We start from the raw sequence: 26,452 nt of genomic DNA, 5'->3' as shown, positions 1-26,452 counted from the left end.
CCCCCTACCCCCTCCCGCAAGGGGAGGGGGCGCGGTTTCTTGATTCTCACCGCCCATTATCTGCAGCATTCGCAACTAACGCGCAGAGCGCACGCAAACAGCGAGACAAAAAAATAAATTACGCCCCCTCCCCTTGCGGGAGGGGGTAGGGGGAGGGGACTCTCCGGCCCCAAAAGAAAAAGGCCTCGTCCCTGAAGGACGAGGCCTTTCTTGTTGAGACGAACTCCGCTCCGGCGTCAGCGCGCCAGTTCAGGTTCCTTCGGCTTGGCGGGACGCGAGGCGCCGCCATCGCCGTCGCCGCCTTCGCCCTTGTTGGGCTTGGTGGCTTCGGTATGGGTGAAGACCAGCTTGCCGTCGGCCACGTCGACCCGCACGGTGCCGCCCTTCTCGAGCTTGCCGAACAGCAATTCCTCGGCCAGCGGCTTCTTGATGTGCTCCTGGATGACGCGCGAGAGCGGCCGCGCGCCATACATCGGATCGAAGCCCTTCTTGGCGAGCCAGTCGCGCGCGCCGTCGCTGAGCTCGATCGTGACGTTGCGGTCGGCGAGTTGCGCCTCGAGCTGCATCACGAACTTGTCCACCACCCGCGCCACGATCTCCGGCGAGAGGTTCTGGAAGGTGATGACCGCGTCGAGACGGTTGCGGAACTCCGGCGTGAACATCCGGTTGATCGCCTCGGTGTCCTCGCCCACCCGCACCTCGCGGCCGAAGCCGATCGCCGTCTTGGCCATCTCCGCCGCGCCGGCATTGGTGGTCATGATCAGGATCACGTTGCGGAAATCGACCGACTTGCCGTTATGGTCGGTGAGCTTGCCATGGTCCATCACCTGCAGCAGCAGGTTGAAGAGATCCGGATGCGCCTTCTCGATCTCGTCCAGCAGCAGCACGGCGTGCGGATGCTGGTCGATGGCATCGGTCAGGAGTCCGCCCTGGTCGAAGCCGACATAGCCCGGGGGCGCGCCGATCAGGCGCGACACGGTATGCCGCTCCATATATTCCGACATGTCGAAGCGGATGAGCTCGATCCCCAGCGTGCGCGAAAGCTGGCGCGCCACCTCGGTCTTGCCGACGCCGGTCGGACCCGAGAACAGATAGGAGCCGATCGGCTTCTCCGGCTCGCGCAGGCCTGCGCGCGCGAGCTTGATCGCGGCCGAAAGGGCGCCGATCGCGGCATCCTGCCCGAACACCATCGTCTTCAGATCGCGCTCCAGGTTCTGCAGCACGCTCTTGTCGTCGCGCGAGACGCTCTTTGGCGGGATCCGCGCCATGGTGGCGATCACGGCCTCGACATCCTTCACCGTGATGGTCTTCTTGCGCTTGTTCTCCGCCAGCAGCATCTGCGCCGCACCCACCTCGTCGATCACGTCGATCGCCTTGTCGGGCAGCTTGCGGTCGTTGATATAGCGCGACGCCAGTTCGACGGCGGTGCGGATGGCCTCGCCGGTGTAACGCACGCGGTGATGCTTCTCGTAATAGGGCTTGAGGCCCATGAGGATCTTCACCGTGTCGTCGACCGTCGGCTCGTTGACGTCGATCTTCTGGAAACGGCGGACCAGCGCCCGGTCCTTCTCGAAGTAGTTCCGGTATTCCTTGTAGGTGGTCGAGCCCATGCAGCGCAGCGAACCGCTCTGGAGCGCCGGCTTCAGCAGGTTCGACGCGTCCATGGCGCCGCCCGAGGTCGCGCCGGCGCCGATCACGGTGTGGATCTCGTCGATGAAGAGGATCGAGCCCTCGGTCGCCTCGAGCTCGGAGATGACGGCCTTGAGCCGCTCCTCGAAGTCGCCGCGATAGCGGGTTCCGGCCAGCAGCGAGCCCATGTCGAGCGCGAAGATGGTGGCGTTCTTCAGCACATCCGGCACTTCGCCGCGGATGATGCGCCGCGCCAAGCCCTCGGCGATGGCGGTCTTGCCGACGCCGGGATCGCCCACATAGAGCGGGTTGTTCTTGGTGCGCCGGCACAGGATCTGGATGGTCCGGTCGATCTCGGCATCGCGTCCGATCAGCGGATCGATCTTGCCCGCGCGCGCCTTCTTGTTGAGATCGACGCAATAGGCGTCAAGCGCCTCGCTGCCGGTCTTGGCGACCTTCTCGGCCTGGGCGTCGCCATCGGCGCCCGAGACCCGGCGCTGCTCCTGCTTGCCGCGCGACTTGGCGATGCCATGGCTGATGTAGTTGACGGCGTCCAGGCGCGACATCTCCTGCTCCTGCAGGAAATATACGGCGTGGCTCTCGCGCTCGGAGAAGAGCGCGACCAGGATGTTGGCGCCCGTGACCTCCTCGCGGCCCGAGGACTGGACATGGATGGCCGCGCGCTGCAGCACGCGCTGGAAGCCCGCCGTGGGCTTGGCTTCGCGCGGCGCCGGGCCGACCAGGTTCGAAAGCTGGTTGTCGATATAGTCGATCAGGTCGCGGCGCAGCCGCTCGACATCGACATTGCAGGCGCGCATCACGGCGATGGCGTCCTGGTCTTCGGTCAGGGCCAGCAGCAGATGCTCGAGCGTGGCGAAATCATGCCGGCGTTCGTTGGCATAGGCGAGTGCCCGATGCAGCGTCTGTTCAAGATTTGGCGACAACATGGGCGCCCTACTCCTTCTCCAAAGTGCATTGAAGCGGATGTTCATGCCGGCGAGCGAAATCGATCACCTGGTTCACCTTGGTTTCCGCCACTTCGTATGTATAGACACCGCACACGCCGACACCGCGGCGATGCACATGGAGCATGATGCGCGTTGCATCCTCGCGGCTCTTGCTGAAGAACCGCTCCAACACATGGACGACGAACTCCATCGGCGTGTAATCGTCATTGAGCAGAAGCACCTTGTACATCGAGGGCTTCTTGGTCTTCGGCTTGCTCTTGACGACAACCCCGGTCTCGCGGTCGTCCTTGGTCGTCTTGTCGTTGTCGCTCATCTCCTCGCAACCGACCCCCGGGTTCGGTTTCTTGCGGGGGCCTGTGCCTATAATATGGAATTCGCGGCCTTGGTTAAAAGCCCCGTCCACAGAGCCACTTGGATCGGTAGGGGCTTCATGGTCCGGACCCGCCCAGTCTGCACCCTTTTCCGTCAAACAACTGTTAGCGACTCTTGGTCGCGCCGGGTTCCCGAGATCCGGGCGCCGTCTCGGCGCTTTCGTCCGGGCCCGGGCAGGGCGGTTCAAAACAGCGATCCCCGGCCGAGGCCGTCGTCATGGATCGTGATATTGAAGGGCGCGTTGGCGCCTAGTGAGACGCCAGGCTGGCCCATGGTTTCGCCGCCCGGCGCATCGTAAGGCTGATTGAAGGCCATGCCGGTCTGGTCGCGGGCCAGCAGCAGCGCCGGAAACTTCAACGCGGCGAAATCGTCGGAAGGCCAGATCCAGGCGCCGAAATGGAACTGGCCGTCGTGACAACCACTCACAAGCCAATAAAAATTGTTGGAGGAAAAGCGCCGACCGGCCGTTTTGGGCGGCTGCAGGAATCCGTCCGCCGCCAGCGCCTGGATGAAGAGCTTGAACTGGGCGGAATTCAGCTGCGTCCTCGATTCCTGCCAGCGCCAGGGTCCGAGCGGATCGTTCAGGGAGACTGTCGCCAGGTTGGCATAGCCACCGGTCGCCCGGGACGTCAGATAGGCGCCACCGGCGCCGTCGCCCACCAGCTCATAATCCCGGAGCTGTTCCGAGTAGCGGCCATTATAGACGAAGCGGTAGCGGTCAACGCTGCCGGGGTGGCAGGCGTCCTGGATATCCTCCCCGCCGATGAAGCTGAACCACTGGAACCGGCGCTGGATCGGATCGTCGAAATTGCCATGATAGGCGCAGGCGCCGAGCGCGACTCCGAGCGCCAAAGCCAAGCCCCGTCCCCAAATCCGGCCGGGCGGCCGGTCCGGTGTGGTATCCTTGGGTCGGCGCCGACTCGGGCAGGACGGCCGAGTCGAGCAATCTCTGAGTCGCATCAATGCCTTGCGGGGCAAATGGCCCGGTCTCTAGAGGGTGACGTTAAAGCAATCTTAAAGACCCAGTGTTTAGCTAGACAAGATTCTTGATTCTTTTTAGGTTTACGCCTTCGACTCAGGGGGCGTTAACCCCGGGATGGGATACTGAGGGGATGAAGCTCGATTCGACCGTTCGCAAAGCCTTCCGGGCCGCCCTCGTGGGTGCGGCCGCCCTGGTCGCTGTCCTGGTCTCGTCGGGCATCGGCGAAAACCGGGCCTGGGCCGGGTACGCCGATATCGTGATCGACGCCTCCAGCGGGGAGGTCCTCCACGCCCGCAATGCCGACGTCCAGAACTACCCTGCGTCTCTCACCAAGATGATGACGCTCTATCTCCTTTTCGACTCGCTCGAGAAGGGCAAGCTAAAGCTGGATGACGGCCTTTATGTGTCCTCCCACGCCGAGGCGCAGCCGGCGACGAAGCTCGGCCTGAATGCCGGCGACACCATCAAGGTGGAAAAGGCCATCCTCGCCATCATCATCCAGTCCGCGAACGACGCCGCGGTCGTGGTCGGGGAAGCCATCGGCGGCACGGAAGACAATTTCGCCGACCTGATGACCAAGAAGGCCCGCGCGCTCGGCATGGCGAGCACGAATTTCGAGAACGCCTCGGGCCTGCCCGACACCCGGCAGCACACCACGGCCCGCGACCTGGCCGTGCTGGCCCGCGCGCTGATGACCGACTTCCCGCAGTATTACCATTACTTCGGCGTGACGAAGTTCGTCTGGGGCGGCCGCACGATCAAGACGCATAACCGCCTGATGGTGGCCTATGACGGCGCCGACGGTCTCAAGACCGGCTATATCCGCGCCTCGGGTTTCAATCTCGTGACCTCCGCCATCCGTAACAATCAGCGCGTGATCGGCGTGGTGCTGGGCGGCAAGTCGCCCTCCGCCCGCGACCAGCAGATGGCCAAGCTCCTCGATGGCGGCTTTGCCGAGATGGCGATGGCCGACAATGGCCGCGACCGCAACACCGTCGTGCCGGGCGTGAAGCCGGCCGATCTGGGCGTCGCGATCGCCTCGCTCAACGATCAGACCGACACCAACGCCATGGTCGAAGCCGCGAACATGCCCGAGAACGCCCTGACGCTTGCCGATGCGGCGAGCACGACGGGCGAGGGCGATGTCGATACGGGCGACAATGGCGAAGGCTCGAATGCCGCGGTCCCGCCCGATGGCGGCTGGGGCGTCCAGGTCGGCGCCTTCCTGAAATATGCCCCGGCCAAGCTCGCCGCGACCAACGCCCAGCGCGAATATCGCGGACTGGTGGACGCGCACATCCTGGTCGACGAATCCAAGACCCATACCGGGGCGACCATGTACCGCTCGCGCCTCATTGGCCTGACGCAGGCCGATGCGGAGACCGCCTGCAAGGGCCTGCGCAAGCTCGGCACCGCCTGCCTGGTGATCAAGACCACGACCGCGACGGTCGCCGACAACGCCCAGTAAGCGCCGGGCGGTATCCCTCCCCTCTTCCACAGTCTTCGAATTCAAAAGCGCCGCCGGGAACCATCCGGCGGCGTTTTTCGTTGCGTCAGCCGCGACTGACGAGCCTCAATGATTTCTCCGGCTCGGTGAAGTGCAGCAACCCTGCTCGTTCCGAGTCGATGAGAATACCGGCAGTCAAATAGGCCCATTCGGATTCCGGCTACGCTGCCGAGAATTCCCTGCTATCGATCGAGCAAACGACCGTGCCCTGGTTGCCGTCCCAAATCTCGACCCTGTCGTTCAACCGGACTTGCTGGCCATCAGCATAATTCATGGTTGCTGCCCTTCAATCGCCGCCTGAGACCACAACCTCGACAGCCGATGATTGGCGATCGATAGGGCCAGAAGCAACATCGAAAGCACCCACAGACAAAGCATCATGTACGGCGCCACAGTCGCAATCACGACCCATTCGATTGACGTCCCGATATAGAGACGTTCCGTTGTCAGGTGGATGATGGTGGCGGCCGTGTAGCCAACGACCGACCCGACGATTGGCGACAGAAGCGCCCAAGTCATTCTCGACCTGAAGTCGCGATTCTCGAACCGCCATGCGGAAGCAGTAACAACCAGTCCTAAGCCGATCAGATAGGGAGCCATGAAGCCATGGGCCGCCAGGTGCCGCTCAATGAGGTCGAAATTCAAAGCGAGGTAAAGCCCGAACCCGGCCCACGCAACGATGATCGAACGAACCCTTAGCCCATAAGGTTGCTTCATCATACCCATCGCCCCAATGCTTCAACCTCGGTCCACTTTGTGGCTCAACGTGATGCGGAAATTTGGCACGCCTAGGGCAGGCTCACGACTGCCCCTTGGCGGTCGTCTGGTGGCGCAGGCTGAGGAGCTGGTGATTGATCAGCGAGAGGACCAGCAGCAGGGCGGAAAGCATCCAGAGGCGTGCCGGCAGGTAGGGCTGAATGACCGCGAGCCGGGTCCATTGCGCGAGCGACAGGTTCCGAAGATAGCCGCTCAACAGGTAATCGCTCAGGATCGGCAGGCCATAGCCGACCATCGAACCGAAGACGGGCGCCGCCAGAACCCAGATCAGCCTGATGACCGGACCCCGGCCTTCCAGCGCCCAGGCCGACAAGGTCAGCGTGAGCCCGAGGCCGCACAGCCACGCATTGTCGAAATCGACCAGCTGGCGCTGGATCGTGTCGAAATTCAGCACCAGATAGAGCGCGAAGCCGAGCAGGCCGACAATGACCGAGCGAGTCCGTGACATGGCGGATCTCCCTGCGGCTTGAGCGCATAAGTCGCTAGGGCGCCGCCACCGGCGCCGACGCTCATAGCCGAGTATTCATTGGACGCGCCAGGAGTTACCGGCTCGCTAACAAAAGCGAGGGGCCAAATCGGCATAAATTGGCGTGACGCCCGCCGCGATTCCAACAGCCTCGGCGGCCGGGAATCACGGCATGAGCGGCGGAAACCGCTGTTCAGTGGCCGGCGTTGGCCTTGCCGCTGAAATCCGGGGCGGCGACGCCGCTCTGCCCCAGCGCCTCGACCACCTGGGCCTTGAGCCGGTCGAGGCCCTTCTCGTCGCGCGCCTCGCAGCGCACGACCAGCACGTCCTGGGTGTTGGAGGCGCGCAGCAGCCACCAGCCGTCGGGCGTGCTCACGCGCACGCCGTCGATGTCGGAGACCGTGGCGCCCTTCTGCTTGAGGCGCGCCTTGACCTCCTCCACGACCTTGAACTTGCGCTCCTCGGTCGAGGGAAAGCGCAGCTCGGGCGTGTTCACGACCGCCGGCATCCGGTCGCGGAGCGCACCCAGCGTTTCGGTGCGCCGCGCCATGATCGAGAGCAACCGCACCGCCGCATAGAGCGCGTCGTCATAGCCGTAATAGCGGTCGGCGAAGAAGATATGGCCGCTCATTTCGCCGGCCAGCGGCGCGCCCGTCTCCGCCATCTTCGCCTTGATGAGCGAATGGCCGGTGCGCCACATCAGCGGCTGGCCGCCGGCCTTGGCGATCTCGTCGAACAAAACCTGGCTCGCCTTGACGTCGGCGATGATGGTCGAGCCCGGCCGATCGGCCAGCACGTCCTGCGCCAGCAGCACCATCAGCTGATCGCCCCAGAGGATGCGGGTCTTCTCGTCCACCACGCCGATCCGGTCGCCATCGCCGTCGAAGGCGATGCCGAGATCGGCCTTGGTCTCGGTCACCTTGGCCTGGAGCTGCTTCAGATTGTCGGGGACCGTGGGATCGGGGTGATGCGCCGGGAAGGTGCCGTCGATGGTCTCGTTCAGCAGGATATGGCGCCCCGGCAGGGCCGCCGTCAGGCGGCGCATGGCCTCCCCCGCCGAGCCGTTGCCCGCATCCCAGCAGACCGTGAGCTCGCGGTCGCCGCGATAGTCCTTGGTCAGGCGCTCGACATAGCGGTCGAGCAGCGGCCGCTCGAGGATCTGGCCCTTGGCCCCCTGCGACTTGTAGGCGCCCGCGCCCGCGATCCGGCCGAGATCCCGGATCTGGTCGCCATGAAAGGCCTCGCGGCCCTTCATCATCTTGAAGCCGTTATAGGCGGCGGGATTGTGCGAGCCCGTCACCATGATGCCGCCGCCAGCCTGGAGCACGGTGGTCGCGAAATAGAGCATGGGCGTCGGGCCGATGCCGACCCGCCAGACCTCGAGCCCGCAGCCCGACAGACCCTCGGCCACGGCGTCCGCGAGCTCGGGCGAGCTCAGGCGGCCATCCTGTCCGAGACAGACATTCAAGGCGCCGGCCTCGACCAGCACCGTGCCGAAGGCACGGCCGACCGCCAGGGCATCGGCGGCCGAAAGCGTCTTGCCGACGAGACCGCGGATGTCATATTCGCGCAACACAGTCGGATCGAAGCGATGGGCGTCGTTCATGGGATTCTCTGCGGTGACGATGAGCGGCGGGGTGCCAGGGACCTGAAGTAACGCGCCGGTCTCAGGCCGGTTCCGAGCTGGAACTGGAGCCGGCGGGGCGGCCGACACTGGTATAGGTCAGGCCGGCGGCGCGCATCTCGGCCGGATTATAGACATTGCGCAGATCGACCACGACGGGCTTTCCCAGCAGGGCCTTGATGCGGCGCGGGTCGAGCGCGCGGAACTCGTTCCATTCGGTCAGCAGCAGCAGGCAGTCGGCGCCCGACATGGCGTCCTCCGCCGAGCCGCAATAATCGACGTCGGGCATCTGCTTGCGCGCTTCGCCCATGCCTTCCGGGTCGAAGGCCCTGACCTTGGCGCCCTGCTCCAGCAGGCGGGGCAGGATCACGAGGCTCGGGCTGTCGCGCATGTCGTCGGTGTTGGGCTTGAAGGTGAGGCCCAGCACCGCGATGGTCTTGCCGCGGACATTGCCGCCGACGGCATTGGTCACCCGGCTCACCATCGAGACCTTCCGCGCGTCGTTGGACGCGACCACCTGCTCGATGATCCGCAACGGCGCATCGGCCTCTTGCGCCGTGCGCACCAGGGCCAGCGTGTCCTTGGGAAAGCAGGAGCCGCCGAAGCCCGGGCCCGGATGGAGGAACTTGCGGCCGATGCGGCCATCGAGGCCGATGCCGCGCGCCACGTCATGCACGTCGGCGCCGACCTTCTCGCAGAGATCGGCGATCTCGTTGATGAAGGTGATCTTGGTCGCGAGGAAGCTGTTGGCGGCGTATTTGATCAGCTCCGAGGTCTCGAGCCCGGTGAAGACGATCGGGGTCTCGATCAGATAGAGCGGCCGGTAGAGCCGGCGCATCACGTCGCGCGCGCGCTCGGTCTCGGTCCCGATCACGATGCGGTCGGGCCGCATGAAATCGTTGATGGCCGAGCCTTCGCGCAGGAACTCCGGATTCGACACCACGTCGAACTGCGCGTCGGGCCGGACCTCGCGGATGATCTCCGCCACGCGCCGCCCGGTGCCGACCGGCACCGTCGATTTGGTCACGATCACGGTGTAACCCGTCAGGGTCGCCGCGATCTCGCGCGCCGCCTGATAGACGTAGCTGAGATCGGCATGGCCGTCGCCGCGCCGCGAGGGCGTGCCGACCGCGATGAAGACGGCCTCGGCCCCCGCCATGGCGGCATTCAGGTCGGTCGAGAAGGAGAGCCTGCCGGCTTTGCTGTTGTCGCGCACTAGATCCTCGAGCCCCGGCTCGTAGATCGGGATGCGGCCCTCGATCAGATCGCGGATCCGGTTCGCGTCCTTGTCGACGCAAGCGACCTCGACGCCGAATTCCGAGAAGCAGGCACCGGACACCAAGCCGACATAGCCGGCGCCGATCATGACGACCTTCATGCGAGATGTTTCCCTTCGGTGGCGCGCAAGCGCAGATGACTCAAATCAATGAGAGCGATCAGTCCAAATTCCTGGCCAGGCGGCGCAGCATCTCGCGCGCCGGCTTGCCGATCGTGTCGTGCTCCAGCGCATAGGCCACGGTCGCCTCGACGAAGCCGGCCTTGTCGCCGCAATCGTACCGCGTGCCTTCGAAGCGATAACCGTGGAACGGCATGGTGCCGATCATCTTGGCCATCGCGTCGGTGAGCTGGATCTCGTTTCCGGCGCCGCGCTCATGGCGCGCCAGCAGCTCGAACAGCGAAGGCTGCAGGATATAGCGGCCGATGACGGCCAGCGTCGAAGGTGCCGAAGCCGGCGCCGGCTTCTCGACCAGCCCCTGCACCTCGACCATGCGCCCCTTGGTGGCGCCCGGCTTCACGATTCCATATTTGTCGGTCTGGGACGGCGCCACATCCATGACGGCGATGACGTTGCCGCCAACCTCGGCCTGGGCATCGACCATCTGCTTGAGGCAGGGTGTCGCCGCCTTGACCAGATCGTCGGCCAGCAGCACCGCCACCGGCTCGTCCTGGATCATGTGGCGCGCGCACCAGACGGCATGGCCCAGACCCAGCGGCTCCTGCTGGCGCACATAGAGAACCTGGCCCGGCTGCAGCCGCATCTCCTCGAGGAGAGCGAGCTCGCGCTTCTTGCCGCGCTCGGTCAGGGTCGCCTGCAGCTCGAAGGACTGGTCGAAGTGATCCTCGATCGCGGTCTTGCCGCGGCCGGTGACGAAGATGAACTGCTCGATCCCGGCCGCCTTGGCCTCTTCCACCGCATATTGAATCAGCGGCTTGTCGACCACCGGCAGCATTTCCTTGGGCATCGCCTTGGTCGCCGGCAGGAACCGGACTCCGAGCCCCCCAACGGGGAAGATGGCCTTACGAACTCTTTGTTTTGACATATTAATTTCCCCAATTGCCGGGTCCCCGGCAGCGCTGGCCTTTGTGCCATGGGCCCTCCGGGGATGCAACGGGAGGGGTCTCGCGGCCTCTATTTCACACAGATCGTGAGATTTAGCGGGCCATCAAATGAAAACGGTATGAACGCCCGATCAGGTCCCGAGCAAGATGTCGCGGGCCCGGTTGACGCGGGCGGCGAGGTAATCGGAGCCGCCCTGGTCGGGATGGAGCTTCTTCATCAAGCGGTGGTGCGCGTCGCGAATCTCGGACTCTTTCGCGCCGGGCTTGAGGCCCAGCACCTCATAGGCCTCGTCGCGCGTCATGGCGCCGCTGCTGCTGGCGGCACCCGCGCTTGAACCGGCCTGATCGCCAGCACCGCCACCGGCGCCGCGCCAGTCAGGCCCGTGGGCACGATCGAGAAAGGCCTCGAGCACCGAGACGGAATCGGGATCGCCCGCCACCTCACGGCGCAGCTCGAGCAATTCGTCGCGGGCGAGCTCGCTCAGGCGCCGCCCGGCGAACTTCGATTTCTTGATCCAGCCATCGAGCCGGCCCGAGGCGTGATCGAGCGTCATGGCGAAGAAGGCGGTCTCGACATCGGAGCGCCCGCCGCCGCTGGGCCGGGTGCCCGCGTCCCAGGTCCCCCCGGCGCCCGCGAGCGAACGGCGGTGGCGCAGCCAGAGCAGCAGGATCGGCACGCCGATCGGCAGCGCCGCCGCGATGAGCCCGGCGCGGCCGGCGACGATCAGATAAGCAACGCCGATGAAGACGATGGCGATCGCGAAGCCCTTCACCAGGCGCGCCAGCATGGCCGCATCGACGGTCGCCACCGACCTGATCAGCAGCAGCAGCACCGCCAGCACGACGATCCCGAGGAAGAAATAGGCGACCATCGCCGCTCCCGGAGCTCAGCGTTTCAGTTGGCGCGTCAGCAGCAGCGCGCCGCCGCCCTGGCGGCGCGAGTGATCCTCGAGCGCGGCGCGCCCGCCGGTCGCGAAGACCGCGACCGCCCGCAGCAGGTCGCGCAAGGCATCGGCGCTGCTCGAATCGAAGCGGCAATAGGCGCCGCCCGACAGGGTCGCCATCTGCTTGAAGGTCTCGGCGGCCAGCGCCTCGCCGCGCTCATGGAACATGAACAGCGGCACGCCCAGGACGCCGAGCTCGCCCGCCTGGTGGCAGAGCGTATCGCCGTCCTCCTCCATGGCGTCGCCGATGAAGACCACGGCGTTGATGCGCTTCGCCTTGGTCTCGATCAGCGCGTGGCGCAGCAGCTTGCCGATCTGGGTCTTGCCGCCGAGACAGGAGACACTGCCCATCAGGCGCTGCAGGGTCGCGCTGTCCGAAAGCCAGGGCGCCGCCTTGAACTCGCCGAAGCCGCGATAATAGGCCAATTGGATGTCGAGGCCGCCCAGCTGGGCCGCCGCCGTGAACATTTCGGCCTGGATCTGGCAGGCGCGATCCCAGGTCGCCTGGCGGCTGGCGGTGGCGTCGAGGCCGAACAGCAGCCGGCCGCGCTCGCCGCCCTTGCGCGGTGTGGGGACCGCGGCCAGCTTGGCCAGGAACTGGGCAACGTCCTGCGCCGGCGCGTTGGCCGGTTTACCGGTCGGCAGCTTGTCTCGAGACGACGCCATGGCGGTACCGCCTCATCTGGGAACTCCCCTCAAGAATTGGGGAGGGCCGCTGGTTCTGTCCAGCGCTTCTCCAGCCCATCGCCCTCCTCGGGCTTGGGCAGGCCGATCACATCGAGCAGCCCGCGCAGCTCCTGGCGCGCCGCCACATGGGACAAGGTCAGGGCGGTGCCGGCATCGGCGAGGTCGAGCAGCGTCAGCCCGCGCGGGAAGAGTTCGCGGAACACCACGCGCTCGCTGAACCCCGGCGCGAGGCGGAAGCCGATGCGCCGCGCCAGATCCTCGACCAGCTTGCCGATCCGCCGCTTGTTGCGGGCATCCAGGCTGGCCAGGCGGTTGCGCATCACGATCCAGTCGATCGAGCCGCCGTCGGTCAGCGCCCGGCGCTTCTTCTGCTCCCAGACCATCTCGGCATAGGTGCTGGGCCCGCGGATCTTCAGGCCTTCGCTGTCGACGCGCGCCAGCAGATCGAGATCGAGAAAGCTGTCATTGAGCGGCGTCACCAGCGTGTCGGCGCGCGCATGGCCGAGGCGGGAGAGATTGCTGTCGCTGCCGGGCGTGTCGATCACGACGAAATCGCAGTCGGCCATCTGGGCCAGGGTCGCGTCGAAGCGCTGCTTCTCCTCCTCGCGCGCCGCGGCGACGGAATCGAGTGCCGATTGCTCGAGGCGCACATGGCGCGACATCGGCAGTTCGAGGCCGTTCTCGGCGCGGTTGGCGATGAAGCGGCTGAGGCTGCCCTGGCGCGCATCGAGATCGAGGCTGCCGACCTTGTAGCCTTCGCGCAGCAGGGCCACGATCAGATGCATCGCCGTGGTCGATTTGCCCGAGCCGCCCTTCTCGTTGCCCAGCACCACCACATGCGGCCGCCGGAAACGCCGGCCGGCGGCACCCTTGGGACCCGTGATGATCATGCCGGCCGCACCCAGACGGCGCTGTCGTGGAAACAGGCGCCGCCCTTCGGGGGACCGGGATCGGCGCCGATGAGGGCGTTGATGCCCTGCCCCTCCTCGAAGGCGCCGTTGGGCCAGATGCCCTCGACGATGACGACGCCGGGCTGAAGCCCGTCGAAGGGCTTGGCATGGATGACGACCGAGCCGCGGCGATTGCCGAGCCGCACACGGTCGCCCTCGGCCAGCCCCAGCCGTTCGCAATCGGTCGGGTGGAGCAGCGCCGTCGGGCGAACCTCGCGCTGCCGGGAGCCGGGCGTCTCGGTGAAGGTCGAGTTGAGGAAGGTTCGCGCCGGTGCCGCCACGAGCCGGAAGGGGTGCTCGGCCGTCGCCTCTTCGATCAGATGCGGATGATCGGGCAGCGCCGGCATGCCCTTGTGCCAGGGGCCCATGCCCTTCCAGTCGGGCTTGAAGCGGAAGCGCCCGCCGGGCTGGGGAAAACCATTGAGGAAATGCCCTTCCTCGAAGGATCGCGCGCAATCATGCCAGCGCTCGGCCGCCAGCGCGTCGGCGGAGGGCTTGTTCGACGCCTTGAGCATCTGGTCGATCAGCTCCCACTCGGTCATGTGGAAACCCGGATGCTCGGCGCCCAGCCGCTTGGCCAGTTCGCAGATCACGAAATGGTTGGTCTTGGCTTCCGCCAGGGGCTCGACGACCTTGCGTGCCACCTGCAGATAGGTGTGGCCGCCCGCCAGATAGATATCGTCATGCTCGAGGAAGGTCGTGGCCGGCAGCACCACATCGGCCATGGCCGCGGTTTCGGTCATGAACTGCTCATGGACGCACGTAAAGAGGTCGTCGCGCATGAAGCCCTCGCGGACCTTGAGGCCCTCGGGGCAGACGACCATCGGATTGGTGTTCTGGATCAGCAGGGCCGTGACCGGCGGGCCCTCGCCCAGATCCTGCCTGTCGCCGGTCAGGACGGGCCCGATGCGCGACATGTCGAGAATGCGCACCTTGGGATCGCGGACGTCGAGGCCCTCGATCATGGTCTTGTCGAGACCGTAGAAGCCGGCGTTCGAATAGAGTGCGCCGCCCCCCGGATATTGCCAGGCGCCGGTGATGGCGGGCAGGCAGCTCACGGCATGAAGATTGGCCGACCCGTTGCGCGAGCGCGAGAAGCCATAGCCGACGCGGATATAGCTGCGCTTGGTGCGGCCATAGAGTTCGGCGAAGCTGCGGATCCGGTCGGCCGGCACGCCGGTGATGGCGGCGGCCCATTCCGGCGGGCGCGATTGCAGATGCGCTTCGAGCTCCTGGGGGCAATCGGTGTAGCGCGCGAGATAGTCGCGGTCGGCGAAGCCCTGGCGGAACAGCTCATGCATGACAGCACAGGCAAGCGCGCCGTCGGTGCCGGGCCGCGGCATCAGATGGATGTCGGCGACGAGCGCGGTGGGCGTGCGGTAGGGATCGACGACGACCAGGGGCGCCCCGCGTTCCTTGCGGGCGCGGGTGATGTGGGTCATCACATTGACCTGGGTCGAGACCGGATTGCCGCCCCAGACCACGACCAGGTCCGACTGCGCGATCTCGCGCGCATCGACGCCGCGCTTCTCGCCGACGCCGGCGACCCAGCCCGTATCCGACAGCATCACGCAGATGGTCGAGAGCTGGCCGGAATAGCGCTTCGCATGGCGCAGTCGATTGATCCCGTCGCGCTGCACCAGCCCCATCGTGCCGGCATAGAAATAGGGCCACACCGTCTCGGCCCCCAGGCGGCGCTCGGCCTCGATAAATTTCTCCGCCACGCGGTCGAGCGCCTCGTTCCAGGAGATCGGCTTATAGGCCGCCATCCCCTGCCCCTTCGGACCGACGCGCAGCAACGGCACGGTCAGCCGGTCGGGATGATTATGGCGCTCGGCATAGCGCGCGACCTTCGCGCAGACGACGCCGGCCGTGTAGTCCTGGTCGGCGGCGCCGCGAACCCGGCCGATCCTGTGCGTGTCGAGCCGTTCGACCTCGAGCGAGCAGGTCGACGGACAGTCGTGGGGGCAAACGGAAGGGAGGATGTCGAGGGGCATGGTTGGGCCAATCTAGGCTGCGGCAGGCAATTTGTCATGAGCGGTGCAGGCACAGGAGATATTCAACGAATTCAATCCTCTTACCGGGGTCGAAAGGGCTCTCGGAGTCGCCAGTTCTCCACCTTCCGAGCCACCGCGACCCCCTCGCTTTGGCAGGTCCCTTCGGGCATTCTGCGCAATCAAGCTTGACCGCCCGGCCAACATGCTTGGGGGCATGGTTGGCGGCGATAGTTCGGGGGCGGAGTCACCATGGGCAGCGGCGCAACGGCGGGACTGGTCGGGCTGCGCCATCAGCCGGGCCGCGGCCTGCTCTATATGGCGAGCGCGGTCTTCTGCCTGACCGTGCTCGATGCCGGCGTGAAGTGGCTGACCGACGATTACAGCCCCTTCCAGATCGCCTTCCTGCGCTACGTGATCGGCCTGCTGTTCGCGATCGGGATCGCGACCCAGGCCGGCGGGATACGCACGCTGAAGACGATGCGCCCCGGCGGCCATGCGCTGCGCTCCCTCTTCAATATCGGCACGATGCTGACCTTCTATTATGCGCTGGCCATGCTGCCGCTCGCCGATACCATGGCGATCACCTATGCCGGCCCCCTGTTCATGACCATCCTCTCGGTGCTGCTGCTGAAGGAAAAGGTCGGGCCGCGGCGCTGGGGCGCGGTGCTGATCGGCTTCGTCGGCGTGCTGGTCATCCTGCAGCCCTCGGGCACCGGCTTCAACTGGGCCGCTGTGCTGGCGCTGTCGTCGGCCTTCCTCTATGCGCTGACCCTCATCACCTCGCGCCAGCTCAGCGGCACCGAGAGCAGCCACACGATCCTCTTCTACTACTCCGTCGGCGTGCTGATCGTCACCGGCGCCACCATGCCGTGGCTCTGGATCACGCCGAGCTGGAACGACCTATGGGTCTTCCTGCTGGTCGGCGTTTCCGGCAGCATCGGCCAGTTCTGCCTCAACCAGGCCTTCCGCTACAGCGAGGTCTCGCTGCTGGCGCCGATCGATTATACCGGCCTGGTCTGGGCGACCTTGTTCGGTTGGGCGCTGTGGAGCCAATTGCCGAGCCTCACCGTCATCGCCGGCTCGCTCATCGTCGTCGGCAGCACGCTTTATATCGTCAATCGCGAACGCCAGAAGAACGCGGCAGGGAAGCACGCGGCATGAGCGCGCCCGGCAAGACCATCGGCCATGACGGCCTCGCCAACGCGCCCTTGCGCGGCGTGCTGCTGATGGTGGCGACGGTCGCCGCCTTCTCGGCGCAGGACGCCTCGCTCAAATGGCTCAGCGCCGGCTTCGGCTTCTGGCAGATCATGTTCTTTGGCCGCAGCCTGGCGGTCCCGCTGGCCCTGGCGCTCGCCTCACGCAGCGGCGGCCTGCGCCAGATCAAGACCCGCCGCCCCTGGGCCCACGCCTTGCGCGCGACGCTGATGATCGTGACCATGCTGTGCTTCGTCTATGCGCTGAAGCATCTGCCGATCGCCGATACGATCGCCATCGGTTTCGCAGCGCCGCTCTTCATGACCACGCTCTCGGTCTTCTTCCTGAAGGAGAAGGTCGGCCCCCGGCGCTGGGCTGCCGTGCTCATCGGCTTCGGCGGGGTCACGGTGATCCTCCAGCCCTCGGGGGCGGGCTTCGGCTGGGCCGCGCTGTCGGCATTGAGCTCCGCCCTGACCTATGCCCTGCTCTTCATCGCGTCGCGCAAGCTGACCGCGACCGAAAGCGGGCCCTGCCTGATCTTCTGGAATTCCTTCGCCATGCTGGTCTGCGCCGGCATCGGCATGATGTGGGATTTCCGCATCCCGCAGGGCATCGATATCTGGGTCTTCGTCGCCACCGCCGTGTTCGGCGCGCTGGGCCAGCTGCTGATGACCGAGGCCTTCCGCTATGGCGAGGTCTCGCTGCTGGCGCCGATCGAATACAGCGCGCTGATCTGGGCGACACTGTTCGGCTGGCTGCTCTGGAACGAGCTGCCCTCCTTCACCGTCGTCGCCGGCGCCGCCATCATCATTGCGAGCAGCGCCTACATCCTGCATCGTGAAACGCGCGTGAAGAAAGTGAAGGCCGTGCCTTCCCTGCCGGTTGCCGGCGCGGGCCCGATCGACACCTGAACCGGTGGCCGGACAACGGATGAGCGAAACGATCGAATGCGTGGTGGTGGGGGCCGGCGTCATCGGACTGGCGACCGCATGCCAGCTCGCCCGCGAGGGCCGCGAGGTGATCCTGCTGGAAGCGGCGGAAACCTTCGGCACCGGGATCAGCTCGCGCAACAGCGAGGTCATCCATGCCGGCCTCTATTACAAGCCGGGCAGCCTGAAGGCCCGGCTCTGCGTCGACGGCAAGGCGCGGCTTTACGAGTTCTGCCGCTCGCATGGCGTGGCTCATCGCCGCCTCGGCAAGCTCGTCGTCGCCAGCCGCGAAGCGGAGATCGCGGCGCTCGAGGCCATCAAGAGCAAATCCGAAGCCAATGGCGTCATGGATCTGGAATGGCTCGATCCGGCTGCCGTGCGCAAGCTGGAGCCTGAGATCGTCTGCGTCGCAGCCCTGCTGTCGCCCTCGACCGGCATCGTCGACGCCCATGGGCTGATGCTGGCCTTGCAGGGCGAGGCCGAGGAGGCCGGCGCCAGCATCGCCTTCCGCGCGCCGGTCCAGGGGGGCGTCGTCGAGGACAACGGCTTTCTCCTCCATGTCGGCGGCGAGCAGCCGATGGAATTGCGTTGCCGGCGGCTGATCAACGCGGCGGGACTGGGCGCCCAGCCCCTGGCGCGGGCCTTGCGCGGCTTGGATCCCAAGGCCGTGCCCCCGCTTCACTACAGCAAGGGCAATTATTTCAGCCTGACCGGCAAGACGCCGTTCACGCATCTGGTCTATCCGGCGCCGGACGACACCTGGCTCGGGGTGCATCTGACGCTCGACCTCGGCGGGCGGGCCCGCTTCGGGCCCGATGTCGAATGGCTCGACCGCCTCGACTATTCGGTCGATCCGGCTCGCGCCGACAGCTTCTACGAGGCGGTCCGCCGCTACTGGCCCGGCCTTCCCGACGGTGCGCTGCAGCCTGCCTATAGCGGAATCAGGCCGAAGCTCACACCCGCCGGCGTGACCGGGCTCGATTGGATGATCCAGGGACCGGCGGCCCATGGCGTTCCGGGGCTGGTCAATCTCTTCGGCATCGAATCGCCGGGCCTGACCTCGTCCCTCTCCATCGCCAACGAAGTGATCCGCCTGCTGGGCTGAGCCCTAGCGTCCTGCCGGCCCGCCATAGGCGCGCTCGACCTTCGCCACCTTGAGCTCATAGCGCTCATACCATTCGTCCTTGCCCCGTTCCTGGGCCGCGTGATGCTCTGCCTGCGCCTTCCAGCCGCGGATCGAGGCCTCGTCCTGCCAGTAGCAGACCGTGATCCCGAAGCCGTCGGCCCCGCGCGCCGTCTCGACGCCGAGATAGCCCGGCATGCCGGGCGCGATCTCGATCATGCGCTGGGCCGCAGCGCCATAGCCATTGTCGCCGGGATTGCGTTGCGAAGCGAAGATCACCGCGTAATAGGGCGGTGGCGGGCAGGATGCGAAGCGTGAGCCGCTGGTAGCCATTCGCCGTTCTCTCCTGTCAGGAATGGATCGCGTCTCTTCTAACCCGCTCGGGACCGAGGAAGTAGCCGCGACGGCTTCATAGCTGGCGCGCAGCGGGCCAATGGCTCCGGACCAGTTCTGTGCCATTGGCGCCTGCGCCGCTTCGCTTGCGGCCGCGGCGGAAACCGGCACAATCGCGATAGGGCGGTGACGACGGAAAGCGGCACAGCGTGAGCGGACAAGGGAGTTATCAGAACGAACGGGAGGTGCTCGACGTGGTCGAGCAGTTTCGGGTCCGGACCTTGGCCAAGCCGCGCTGGACGCATCGGGCCCACCTCACGGTCGGGCTCTGGTTCGTCATCAACCGGCCCGCTCGACAAGTGCTCGACGAACTGCGCGAGGCGATCTCCCGCTACAACGAGGCCGTCGGCACCGCCAACACCGATAGCGACGGCTATCACGAGACCATCACGGCGTTCTATCTGTGGGCCATCCGGAAGTTCGTGAGAGAAGCGGCGCCGGGATTGTCGTTGCTCGATCTGACGAACAACCTCCTGGTCAGCCGATACGCAGCCGGTTCCTTTCCCTTCGGGTATTACAGCCGCGACCGCCTGTTGTCGGTCGCCGCGCGCCGGAGCTGGGTCGATCCCGATCTGGCGCCGCTCGATTGACAGCCCCTGGTTTCACGAGGAGTCACTCGACCTCCATGACCGCTTCGACCTCGACCGCGACGCCATAGGGTAGTGCAGCGACACCGATCGCCAGGCGCGTATGGCGTCCGGCTTCTCCGAACAACAGGACGAAGAGATCGGAGGCGCCGTCGACGACCTGCGATTGGCCGGTGAATTCGGGCATCGAGTTGACGAATCCGGCCACGCGAACGCAGCGTCGCACGCGGTCGAGATTGCCCTCCAGCGCATCACGCAAATGCGCAATCAGGTTGAGTGCGCAGAGGCGCGCGGCCTGCCGGCCTTCTTCGAGGCCGAACTCTCCGCCGAGCTTGCCGACGAAGCGGCGCTCGCCGTTCCACTGCGACAACTGCCCGGTCAGAAACAGCAGGCCGCCGCTGCGTATGAAAGGCACATAATTGGCGCCAGGCCGGCTCGGCTCCGGCAGCTCCATCTGCAGCTCGCGAAGGCGGCGGTCGACAAGGCCCATGGCTCGCTCCACCATCGAACGACGACCGGTTACCGACAGCAACTCAAGCTCCGGGCCGGTTGCCCTCAAACTAGTGCCCAGTGCCTGCGGATTTACCGCAAAAACGTCCGTCCGACGCGGCAATCTCGCTATGATGGGCTCGCCATGCGAGGAACGAACCGACGGGGCCCGAGGTGGAGCTCGACGACTTCGATCGGCGTCTGCTCGACGCCCTTCAGAAAAACAACCGTCTGACCGGAGAAGAGCTGGCGACGATCGCCGGCCTGTCGGCGGCGGCCTGCTTACGACGCGTCCAGCGGCTGCGCGACGAAGGGGTGATCGAGCGGGACGTGTCGCTGCTGGCACCAGCCGCGGTCGGCATGCGGGTCACCGTCGTGTTGATGGTGACGTTGGAACGCGAACGGCCCGATCTTGTGGACGAGTTCAAGCAGGCGATGCGCCGGGCGCCGGAGGTACAGCAGTGCCTTTACGTCACCGGGCCGGCCGATTTCGTGCTGATCGTCACCGCTGCTGACGTGGCCGACTACGAAGCCTTCACCCGGCGGCATCTTTTCGAGCGGCATATTCGCCGGTTCGAAAGCCTGGTCGTGCTCGATCGGGTCAAATCGGAGACGGCAATCCCGCTGACGGAACGTCGCCAAACCTGACGCGTGTCCCGACCTGCTCAACGCAGGGGATTGGCACCCGGATCGCCCGGCACCCCGTAGGCGGGTGCCGAGGCCGGATCGACCGCGCGCGTCTGATAGGCCTCCATCTGCGGCTCATAGGCGTTCCAGAGCTGGCGCAGATGGGCGATCGGCGCCGCGTCGTCCCAGTCGACCCGGAGATCGACCAGCGGCCAGGGCCGGTCGCGCACCACGATCAGCCCGCAGGAATGGACCGGGCCCAGCTCGCCGCCCGCGACCACGCCCTCTTCAAGAGCGCGCAGCAGCCGCTCGGCCAGGTGAACGCCGACGTTGGACTCGAAGCTCTTGATCATCGCCTTCGGCACGTTCGTGTTGCGCAGAAGATTGCCGGCGGCGATGCAGTCGCGCCCTGGATTGATCGCATGCGTGCCCAGCGTCTTGACGCCGCCATGGAACGCCGTCGCGCCATGACGGTCGATGGCGATCACCTGCCGGTACTCCGCATGCGCCGATTGGCTCATGACGCCGTGGAGAGCATCGGTGGCGCCCGCGCCCTTCTCCATCGCGTCGAGGGTGCGCGGGCCGATCGCGGGATCGGTAACATTCTGGGTCGAGACCGCGCCAACACCGGCACGCGCCCAGGGACAGCGGCTGGCGACCGCGATGCTCGAGGTGGTGATCGCCACCCCGAACATGCCTGTCCGCTCGCAACGGCCGATGATCGAGAACGTCATTTCCCCTTCGCTTTCTTCTTTGCCCGCCCCCCTTTGGCGGCCCGGGTTTCCTTTGCGGTGCGGTCTTCCGGGATGACCGCCTCGACGTCGATCTCCATCACCCATTCCGGACGGGCCAGACCCTGGACGATGAGACCGGTCGAGCAAGGATAGACGCCCTTGAGCCACTTGCCCACGGTCCTGTAGACGGGCTCGCGATAGGCGCGGTCGGTGATATAGACCGTGATCTTGCAGATATCCTCCATCCGCGCGCCCTGCTCTTCCAGCAGCACCTTCACGTTCTTCATGGCCTGCTCGGCCTGCGCCGCCGGGTCGCCCACCCCGACGATACGGCCCTTGAGGTCCTGGCCGACCTGGCCCCGCAGGAAGACGTGATTGCCGGCGCGCACCGACATGCAGAGATCGTTGTCGAGCTTCTGCTCCGGATAGGTGTCGCGGGTGTTGAACTTACGCTTGCGGATATGGCTCATGGTCGTCCTCTGTTGGGGTCGGATGCGCAGGCGACATCGTCGCCGCAGCGGCTCGCCGCTGCAAGCCGATCGCTGCCTCTGCCGTTAAATTTCTGGCCGTAGTGGGCGCCATTCCAACGGCTGGCGGGTGTCAGGCCGGCTTCTTCTTGCCCTGCTCCATGACCTTCTCGGAGAGGTCCGCCGCCTTGCGCACGAAATCGAGCGGACCGTTCCAGCCGAAATTCATGTAGACGGCGTTGAGATGGGCGAAGGGCGGCGACTGCGCGAACAATTCGAAGGTCACGCGATGGCCGGCATAGTCGGAATTGAGCAGATCGCGGGCGAAGGCCAAAAGCTTGCGCCGGTCCTCGGCCACCCAGTACTCGTTGACGCTATAGAACTTGTCCATCCAGGGCTTGGTCTCCGGATGGTCGAAGGTCGCGGAGTCCGGCGTCACGCAGATCTGGCCGCCGCAGAGCTCGCGGGCGAGATGCATCATCTCCGGCAGCTTCGAGCAGGCATGGACGCGGCCGGTATAGAGCAGCGATTGGTTGGGCATCAGCAGACCCGCCGGGCTCTTCTCGGCGAGCGCGATCGCCGCCGTCATATGGGCATTGATTGTCTCGCGATAGCAGGCCAGGAGCGCCAGCTTCTCGCGCACCGCCTGCTGCTGGTCGAGGCCGGTCTGGCGCACATTGAAGAGCGCGGCGCCGATCATCATGTCGGCGACATAGAGGAGCCGCAGCACGAAGGGGAAGGCGCTGTAGCGGTGGAGCGTGCCGCGAATGAAGGAAGCCGCGCGCGTGTGGCGGTAGAACAGAACGTTCTCCCAGGGCACCAGCACATTGTCGAAGATCAGCAGCGTGTCGACCTCGTCGAACTTGTTCGAGAGCGGATAGTCGCGCGCCGGCGCGCGGCCGGCGAAGCCGGTGCGGCAGATATGCTTGATGCCGGGCCGGTTCATCTCGCAGATGAAGCCCACGGCATAGTCCGAGAGCTTGTCGTCGCCCCAGTTGGCGATGGTCGGCTTGACGAAGGCCTGGTTCGAATAGGCGGCCGCGGTCTCGTATTTGGCGCCGCGCACGACGATGCCGGCATCGGTCTCCTTGACCACATGCAGCAGCATGTCGGGATCCTGGTCCTGCGGACGCTTGGACCGGTCCCCCTTGGGGTCGGTGTTGGCCGAGACATGGAAGGTGTCGGAGCGCAGCGCCTTCCAGATGTGATTCTTGATGTTGTCGGCGAAGCGCGGATCGACCTCGCGCAGCACGTCCTGGCCGTCATAGAGCGACCACATCTCGCCGATGGTCTCGTCGCCGACGCGGATGACGACGCCGCCCAGATCCTTCATCACCGTATCGACGGCGCGCCGCTTGGCCTGCCAGTCGTCCTGGCTGTGGGGCAGCTTGTAGCCGATGCAGTTGGTCTCGCGCGTCTCCTCGTCGGTGTAGGTCATGACGGGAGCGTTGCGGTCGTGCGCCATGTCGTAGATGCGGGCGCGGGCATCGACGATCGGCTTGAAGGAGGGATGGCGCGTCACATCCTTCACGCGTTCGCCATTGATCCAGACCGCGCGGTCGTCGCGCAGCGATTCACGGTATTGCTCGCCCGTTCTGATCATGTCGTCCCCGTCGTTTTGCCGATGGCCCGAGAGGCCCGCAACGCCATGGCCCTGCGGATCGGAGGCATTCTTGACCTCGGGTCCATAAAAGGGGAAATATTATTTTTCTACGAGTTGCATAGGATTCGCCTATGTCCTTCACGCTCAAGCAGCTGCGCTATTTCGTGGCGGCCGCCGAGACCGGCACGATCACGGCCGCCGCACGCCGGCTCAACATCTCGCAGCCCTCGGTGTCGGCCGCCGTTGCCGAGCTCGAGGAGAGCCTGGGGCTCGACCTCTTCCTGCGCCATCACGCGCAAGGCCTGTCGCTGACGCCGGCGGGACGCCGTCTGCAGACCGAGGCCACGGATCTCCTGGCCCACGCGGAGGAGCTCCGCCAGGGCGCGCTCGATCTGAGCCAGCGGCCGGGCGGCGAGATCGAGCTGGGCTGCTTCCAGACTTTCGCGCCGATGCGCATCCCCGGCATGCTGCGCGCCCTCAAGGGGCGCTTCCCCGATATGACGGTGCGGGTGCGCGAGGAGCATCTGGCGGGGCTGCTCGAAGGCCTGCGCCGCGGCCGCTTCGACCTCGGCCTGACCTACGATCTCGGGCTCGGGCCGGAATTCTCCTTCGAGACCCTGGCCGAAGTCCCGCTCTATGTGATGCTGCCCGTTCGCCATCGTTTCGCGACGAGAAAGCTGGTGGCGCTGGCCGACTTGGTCGAGGAACCGCTGGTCCTGCTGGACCTGCCGCAGAGCCGCGACCACTTCCTTTCCATTCTGCGCGCCCGGGGGCTCGAGCCCCGGATCGCGCATGAGACGACCTCGCTCGAGATGGTGCGCGGCCTGGTCGCCAACGGCTTCGGCTATGCGCTGATGCATTCGCGGCCGGAAAACGACCGGGCCCTCGACGGCCAGCGGCTGGCCTATCGGCCGGTCAAGGAGCCGGTGCCGGCCCAGCGGCTCGGGCTGGCCAGCCTGGCCGGGGCGCGGCCCACCCGCGCCGCCCAGCGTTTCGCCGAGTTCTGCCGCGAGCATTTTGCCGGCAGCCCCTGAGATCGTCAGGCCGGATTCCAGCCAGACTCGGGGGACTCCGCTCCGCCGCGCCGCGACCGGCGAAGACCTACAAAATCATTCTTAATCAATGGATTGCGAGACAACCTCCAGCGGCAAGCTGTTTGTCTTGGCAACCGCATTAAAATTCCTTCATCTTTCTCGCGGCTGACCAAGGGGGAACGCAGGCTTTCGGTCACAGCAAGGGACCGGAAACCGCAAGCGACGACCAGCGGGCGCGGGACGGGATGGGAGTCTGCCCCGCCAATCCAAACGCGGGTCATCGCATCAAAAACCCCCGGGTCATGACCGGCAGTGTCATCACCGTAGCAAAGGGGGATATTCGACATGGCTGAAGAAGCAGGCGGCGTCCGATATGAGACTGTCGGCGCGGAATATTTCGAGAAGCGCGGCATGCGGCGCTATGCGCGTGTCGGCTCGCTCTGGGCGCTCGGCGTGGGCGCCGTCATTTCGGGACATTTCTCGGGCTGGAATTTCGGCATCGGCGTCGGCGGCTGGGGCGGCCTGCTGTTCGCCGGCATCATCATCGGCATCATGTATGTCGGCCTCTGCTTCTGCCTGGCCGAGATGTCGCCGGCCTTGCCGCATACCGGCGCCGCCTATTCCTTCGCCCGGTCGGCGATGGGGCCCTGGGGCGGCTATGTGACGGGCCTGGCCGAGAACATCGAATATGTCGTGACGCCGGCCGTCATCACCTTCTTCATCGGCTCCTATATGGGCGGCATCTGGGGCGGAATATTCGGCGCCGACAGCTGGCTCGCCGCAAACTCGGCGCAACCCGTCTGGTGGATCGTCTTCTACGCCGCGTTCCTTCTCCTCAATCTGCTGGGCGTGGAGCTCTCCTTCCGGGTGTCCGTCATCGTCACCCTGCTGGCGCTCGCCGTGCTGGTGGTGTTCTGGATCAGCGCGATCCCGCATTTCGATTTCTCGCGCTATGCGCTGAACATCGGCACCGACGAGACCGGCGCGATGGTGCAGTTGCCGGACGGTGGCGGACCGCTCTTGCCGCTGGGCTGGCATGGCGTGCTGGCGGCCCTGCCCTTCGCCGTCTGGCTCTTCCTCGCGATCGAGCAGTTGCCGCTCGCGGCCGAGGAAAGCCACGACCCCAAGCGCGACATGCCCAAGGGCCTGATGCTGGGCATCCTCACGCTCTGTGTCTCCGCCACCCTGATCACCTTCCTCAATCCCGGCATCCCGGTCGGCGACGGCACCAATGTGGGCGCCTTCTATCTGAAGGCGTCGGCCGAGCCGATCCTCGACGGCTTCCGCGTGACGCTGCCGCAACTGGCCAATGTGCTGGCGCTGCTGGCGGTGGTGGGACTGGTCGCCAGCCTGCATACGATCATCTATGCGCAAGGACGCCAGATCTATTCGCTCTCGCGCGCCGGCTACCTGCCCCGCATGTTGTCGCTCACCCACGGCACCCATAAGGTGCCGCATGTGGCGCTGATCGTGGGCTCGCTGGTCGGGTTCCTGCTGATGCTGATCGTGTTCTGGGTCCGCGGTGCGGATGCCGGCGCCATCATCGGCGGCACCTTGCTCAACATGGCGGTGTTCGGGGCGACGATCTCCTACGGCTTCCAGGCGATCTCCTTCATCCTGCTGCGCAAGAACCTGCCGCATATCGACCGCCCCTATCGCAGCCCGGTCGGCGTGCCGGGAGCGTTGGTGACGTTGGCGATCGCGATCGTCACGCTCTATATGCAGTTGCAGGACCCGATCTATCGGGACGGCGTCTATTGCGCCGCCGCCTGGTATGCCGTGGGCCTGGTCTATTTCGCGGTCTATGGCCGCCATCATCTGGTGAAATCGCCGGAAGAGGATTTCGCCAATACCGAGCGGGCGAAGGCCAAGGCGATGGGTCACTGATCGTCGGTTTAACAACCGCATTGCGGGAGGGGATGGGCGACCATCCCCTCTCTTTTTGTCCGTTTTCGGGGTCGAAGCGGCCAAAGCCCAGCAGGGCCCTTGACCCATTAACTATGCCGATTGATTGACCTTTCGGACAGCT

25 protein-coding genes are annotated in these 26,452 nt (G+C 65.7%); 8 read left to right on the top strand and 17 right to left on the bottom strand.

Translation table 11 applies throughout. The features are described 5' to 3' along the window. Positions 1–236: 236 nt before the first annotated feature. From clpA to FRZ44_RS06985, 3 genes are all read right to left on the bottom strand, one after another. A complete protein-coding gene (clpA, locus tag FRZ44_RS06995; RefSeq protein ID WP_151176512.1) occupies positions 237–2,576 on the bottom strand; it encodes an ATP-dependent Clp protease ATP-binding subunit ClpA in 2,340 nt (779 codons plus the stop codon). A 7-nt stretch (positions 2,577–2,583) separates the two neighbouring features. Then, positions 2,584–2,910 carry an ATP-dependent Clp protease adapter ClpS gene (gene clpS, locus FRZ44_RS06990; RefSeq protein WP_151176511.1) on the bottom strand — a complete coding sequence of 109 codons (327 nt, stop codon included), beginning with the start codon at positions 2,908–2,910 and terminating at the stop codon, positions 2,584–2,586. Positions 2,911–3,152: 242 nt separating this feature from the next. Beyond that, positions 3,153–3,821, bottom strand: coding sequence for a hypothetical protein (locus FRZ44_RS06985; protein WP_151176510.1), 669 nt, complete (start codon positions 3,819–3,821; stop codon positions 3,153–3,155). 260 nt (positions 3,822–4,081) lie between these two features. On the opposite strand from FRZ44_RS06985, the gene FRZ44_RS06980 reads away from it, so the two are divergent. Continuing rightward, positions 4,082–5,419, top strand: coding sequence for a D-alanyl-D-alanine carboxypeptidase (locus FRZ44_RS06980; RefSeq protein WP_151176509.1), 1,338 nt, complete (start codon positions 4,082–4,084; stop codon positions 5,417–5,419). A gap of 309 nt (positions 5,420–5,728) precedes the next feature. Here the strand turns inward: FRZ44_RS06980 and FRZ44_RS06975 are convergent, their stop codons facing one another. The 9 genes from FRZ44_RS06975 to FRZ44_RS06935 all read right to left on the bottom strand — a co-directional run bounded on the left by FRZ44_RS06975 (position 5,729) and on the right by FRZ44_RS06935 (position 15,243). Further along, positions 5,729–6,184: a hypothetical protein gene (locus FRZ44_RS06975; RefSeq protein ID WP_151176508.1), complete on the bottom strand. Its 456-nt coding sequence runs from the start codon at positions 6,182–6,184 to the stop codon at positions 5,729–5,731. 73 nt (positions 6,185–6,257) lie between these two features. Continuing rightward, positions 6,258–6,683 (bottom strand): hypothetical protein, encoded by a 426-nt coding sequence (locus tag FRZ44_RS06970; RefSeq protein WP_151176507.1) that lies wholly within the window; start codon positions 6,681–6,683, stop codon positions 6,258–6,260. Between the two features lie 211 nt (positions 6,684–6,894). Further along, entirely contained in the window at positions 6,895–8,307 is a 1,413-nt protein-coding gene (gene pgmG / locus FRZ44_RS06965) for a phosphoglucomutase/phosphomannomutase PgmG (RefSeq protein WP_151176506.1), read from the bottom strand. Between the two features lie 61 nt (positions 8,308–8,368). Further along, complete coding sequence (locus FRZ44_RS06960) at positions 8,369–9,703, bottom strand: UDP-glucose dehydrogenase family protein (RefSeq protein ID WP_151176505.1); 1,335 nt, start codon at positions 9,701–9,703, stop codon at positions 8,369–8,371. 58 nt (positions 9,704–9,761) lie between these two features. Further along, entirely contained in the window at positions 9,762–10,646 is an 885-nt protein-coding gene (gene galU / locus FRZ44_RS06955; RefSeq protein WP_151176504.1) for a UTP--glucose-1-phosphate uridylyltransferase GalU, read from the bottom strand. A gap of 150 nt (positions 10,647–10,796) precedes the next feature. After that, positions 10,797–11,537: a DnaJ domain-containing protein gene (locus tag FRZ44_RS06950; RefSeq protein WP_151176503.1), complete on the bottom strand. Its 741-nt coding sequence runs from the start codon at positions 11,535–11,537 to the stop codon at positions 10,797–10,799. A gap of 15 nt (positions 11,538–11,552) precedes the next feature. Beyond that, entirely contained in the window at positions 11,553–12,275 is a 723-nt protein-coding gene (locus FRZ44_RS06945; RefSeq protein WP_151176502.1) for a vWA domain-containing protein, read from the bottom strand. A gap of 29 nt (positions 12,276–12,304) precedes the next feature. Next, positions 12,305–13,186 carry a division plane positioning ATPase MipZ gene (locus FRZ44_RS06940; RefSeq protein ID WP_151176501.1) on the bottom strand — a complete coding sequence of 294 codons (882 nt, stop codon included), beginning with the start codon at positions 13,184–13,186 and terminating at the stop codon, positions 12,305–12,307. Further along, a complete protein-coding gene (locus tag FRZ44_RS06935) occupies positions 13,183–15,243 on the bottom strand; it encodes a molybdopterin oxidoreductase family protein (RefSeq protein WP_151176500.1) in 2,061 nt (686 codons plus the stop codon). Before FRZ44_RS06935 ends, FRZ44_RS06940 begins: the two co-directional genes overlap by 4 nt. A 249-nt stretch (positions 15,244–15,492) precedes the next feature. On the opposite strand from FRZ44_RS06935, the gene FRZ44_RS06930 reads away from it, so the two are divergent. From FRZ44_RS06930 to FRZ44_RS06920, 3 genes are read left to right on the top strand one after another with little or no spacing between them, the layout of a single operon-like run. Beyond that, on the top strand, positions 15,493–16,404 hold the full coding sequence (locus FRZ44_RS06930) for a DMT family transporter (RefSeq protein WP_151176499.1): 912 nt from the start codon (positions 15,493–15,495) through the stop codon (positions 16,402–16,404). After that, the gene (locus FRZ44_RS06925) at positions 16,401–17,348 is read left to right on the top strand and encodes a DMT family transporter (protein WP_151176498.1); all 948 of its coding nucleotides are present in this window, start codon (positions 16,401–16,403) and stop codon (positions 17,346–17,348) included. The genes FRZ44_RS06930 and FRZ44_RS06925 overlap by 4 nt, the downstream gene beginning before the upstream one ends. A 19-nt stretch (positions 17,349–17,367) precedes the next feature. After that, positions 17,368–18,471 (top strand): NAD(P)/FAD-dependent oxidoreductase, encoded by a 1,104-nt coding sequence (locus FRZ44_RS06920; RefSeq protein WP_151176497.1) that lies wholly within the window; start codon positions 17,368–17,370, stop codon positions 18,469–18,471. Between the two features lie 3 nt (positions 18,472–18,474). On the opposite strand, the gene FRZ44_RS06915 is transcribed toward FRZ44_RS06920, so the two are convergent. Then, the gene (locus FRZ44_RS06915; protein WP_151176496.1) at positions 18,475–18,822 is read right to left on the bottom strand and encodes an antibiotic biosynthesis monooxygenase family protein; all 348 of its coding nucleotides are present in this window, start codon (positions 18,820–18,822) and stop codon (positions 18,475–18,477) included. A 209-nt stretch (positions 18,823–19,031) separates the two neighbouring features. Between FRZ44_RS06915 and FRZ44_RS06910 the strand changes: the two genes are divergently transcribed. Further along, the gene (locus tag FRZ44_RS06910) at positions 19,032–19,472 is read left to right on the top strand and encodes a hypothetical protein (protein WP_151176495.1); all 441 of its coding nucleotides are present in this window, start codon (positions 19,032–19,034) and stop codon (positions 19,470–19,472) included. Positions 19,473–19,494: 22 nt separating this feature from the next. On the opposite strand, the gene FRZ44_RS06905 is transcribed toward FRZ44_RS06910, so the two are convergent. Continuing rightward, complete coding sequence (locus tag FRZ44_RS06905) at positions 19,495–19,959, bottom strand: RidA family protein (RefSeq protein WP_151176494.1); 465 nt, start codon at positions 19,957–19,959, stop codon at positions 19,495–19,497. A gap of 173 nt (positions 19,960–20,132) precedes the next feature. Here FRZ44_RS06905 and FRZ44_RS06900 point away from each other — a divergent pair, with 173 nt between their 5' ends. Next, positions 20,133–20,606 carry an Lrp/AsnC family transcriptional regulator gene (locus FRZ44_RS06900; protein ID WP_151176493.1) on the top strand — a complete coding sequence of 158 codons (474 nt, stop codon included), beginning with the start codon at positions 20,133–20,135 and terminating at the stop codon, positions 20,604–20,606. Positions 20,607–20,623: 17 nt separating this feature from the next. On the opposite strand, the gene FRZ44_RS06895 is transcribed toward FRZ44_RS06900, so the two are convergent. The 3 genes from FRZ44_RS06895 to FRZ44_RS06885 form a co-directional block, all read right to left on the bottom strand. After that, positions 20,624–21,319 carry a DUF1028 domain-containing protein gene (locus FRZ44_RS06895; protein WP_151176492.1) on the bottom strand — a complete coding sequence of 232 codons (696 nt, stop codon included), beginning with the start codon at positions 21,317–21,319 and terminating at the stop codon, positions 20,624–20,626. Then, positions 21,316–21,789, bottom strand: coding sequence for a RidA family protein (locus FRZ44_RS06890; protein WP_151176491.1), 474 nt, complete (start codon positions 21,787–21,789; stop codon positions 21,316–21,318). Before FRZ44_RS06890 ends, FRZ44_RS06895 begins: the two co-directional genes overlap by 4 nt. Before the next feature lie 130 nt (positions 21,790–21,919). Continuing rightward, positions 21,920–23,389, bottom strand: coding sequence for a 4-hydroxyphenylacetate 3-hydroxylase family protein (locus tag FRZ44_RS06885; protein ID WP_151176490.1), 1,470 nt, complete (start codon positions 23,387–23,389; stop codon positions 21,920–21,922). A gap of 131 nt (positions 23,390–23,520) precedes the next feature. On the opposite strand from FRZ44_RS06885, the gene FRZ44_RS06880 reads away from it, so the two are divergent. Both FRZ44_RS06880 and FRZ44_RS06875 read left to right on the top strand, forming a co-directional pair. Further along, positions 23,521–24,423, top strand: coding sequence for a LysR family transcriptional regulator (locus FRZ44_RS06880; protein WP_151176489.1), 903 nt, complete (start codon positions 23,521–23,523; stop codon positions 24,421–24,423). A 345-nt stretch (positions 24,424–24,768) separates the two neighbouring features. After that, positions 24,769–26,310 carry an amino acid permease gene (locus tag FRZ44_RS06875; protein WP_151176488.1) on the top strand — a complete coding sequence of 514 codons (1,542 nt, stop codon included), beginning with the start codon at positions 24,769–24,771 and terminating at the stop codon, positions 26,308–26,310. The last annotated feature ends 142 nt before the right edge of the window (positions 26,311–26,452 follow it).

The organism is Hypericibacter terrae, from assembly GCF_008728855.1.
Taxonomy (GTDB): Bacteria; Pseudomonadota; Alphaproteobacteria; order Dongiales; family Dongiaceae; genus Hypericibacter; species Hypericibacter terrae.
The sequence above is the reverse complement of the archived record's forward strand: the minus strand, read 5'-3'. Positions and strand labels throughout refer to the sequence as shown.

Coding starts and splice junctions, on each gene's coding strand:
- FRZ44_RS06940 (WP_151176501.1), bottom strand. CDS start 13,186: ATGATCATCACGGGTCCCAAGGGTGCCGCCGGCCGGCGTTTCCGGCGG.
- FRZ44_RS06930 (WP_151176499.1), top strand. CDS start 15,493: ATGGGCAGCGGCGCAACGGCGGGACTGGTCGGGCTGCGCCATCAGCCG.
- FRZ44_RS06880 (WP_151176489.1), top strand. CDS start 23,521: ATGTCCTTCACGCTCAAGCAGCTGCGCTATTTCGTGGCGGCCGCCGAG.
- FRZ44_RS06925 (WP_151176498.1), top strand. CDS start 16,401: ATGAGCGCGCCCGGCAAGACCATCGGCCATGACGGCCTCGCCAACGCG.
- FRZ44_RS06960 (WP_151176505.1), bottom strand. CDS start 9,703: ATGAAGGTCGTCATGATCGGCGCCGGCTATGTCGGCTTGGTGTCCGGT.
- pgmG (WP_151176506.1), bottom strand. CDS start 8,307: ATGAACGACGCCCATCGCTTCGATCCGACTGTGTTGCGCGAATATGAC.
- FRZ44_RS06950 (WP_151176503.1), bottom strand. CDS start 11,537: ATGGTCGCCTATTTCTTCCTCGGGATCGTCGTGCTGGCGGTGCTGCTG.
- FRZ44_RS06915 (WP_151176496.1), bottom strand. CDS start 18,822: ATGGCTACCAGCGGCTCACGCTTCGCATCCTGCCCGCCACCGCCCTAT.
- FRZ44_RS06885 (WP_151176490.1), bottom strand. CDS start 23,389: ATGATCAGAACGGGCGAGCAATACCGTGAATCGCTGCGCGACGACCGC.
- FRZ44_RS06945 (WP_151176502.1), bottom strand. CDS start 12,275: ATGGCGTCGTCTCGAGACAAGCTGCCGACCGGTAAACCGGCCAACGCG.
- FRZ44_RS06890 (WP_151176491.1), bottom strand. CDS start 21,789: ATGAGCCATATCCGCAAGCGTAAGTTCAACACCCGCGACACCTATCCG.
- clpA (WP_151176512.1), bottom strand. CDS start 2,576: ATGTTGTCGCCAAATCTTGAACAGACGCTGCATCGGGCACTCGCCTAT.
- FRZ44_RS06935 (WP_151176500.1), bottom strand. CDS start 15,243: ATGCCCCTCGACATCCTCCCTTCCGTTTGCCCCCACGACTGTCCGTCG.
- FRZ44_RS06975 (WP_151176508.1), bottom strand. CDS start 6,184: ATGGGTATGATGAAGCAACCTTATGGGCTAAGGGTTCGTTCGATCATC.
- clpS (WP_151176511.1), bottom strand. CDS start 2,910: ATGAGCGACAACGACAAGACGACCAAGGACGACCGCGAGACCGGGGTT.
- FRZ44_RS06920 (WP_151176497.1), top strand. CDS start 17,368: ATGAGCGAAACGATCGAATGCGTGGTGGTGGGGGCCGGCGTCATCGGA.
- FRZ44_RS06980 (WP_151176509.1), top strand. CDS start 4,082: ATGAAGCTCGATTCGACCGTTCGCAAAGCCTTCCGGGCCGCCCTCGTG.
- galU (WP_151176504.1), bottom strand. CDS start 10,646: ATGTCAAAACAAAGAGTTCGTAAGGCCATCTTCCCCGTTGGGGGGCTC.
- FRZ44_RS06970 (WP_151176507.1), bottom strand. CDS start 6,683: ATGTCACGGACTCGCTCGGTCATTGTCGGCCTGCTCGGCTTCGCGCTC.
- FRZ44_RS06895 (WP_151176492.1), bottom strand. CDS start 21,319: ATGACGTTCTCGATCATCGGCCGTTGCGAGCGGACAGGCATGTTCGGG.
- FRZ44_RS06905 (WP_151176494.1), bottom strand. CDS start 19,959: ATGGGCCTTGTCGACCGCCGCCTTCGCGAGCTGCAGATGGAGCTGCCG.
- FRZ44_RS06875 (WP_151176488.1), top strand. CDS start 24,769: ATGGCTGAAGAAGCAGGCGGCGTCCGATATGAGACTGTCGGCGCGGAA.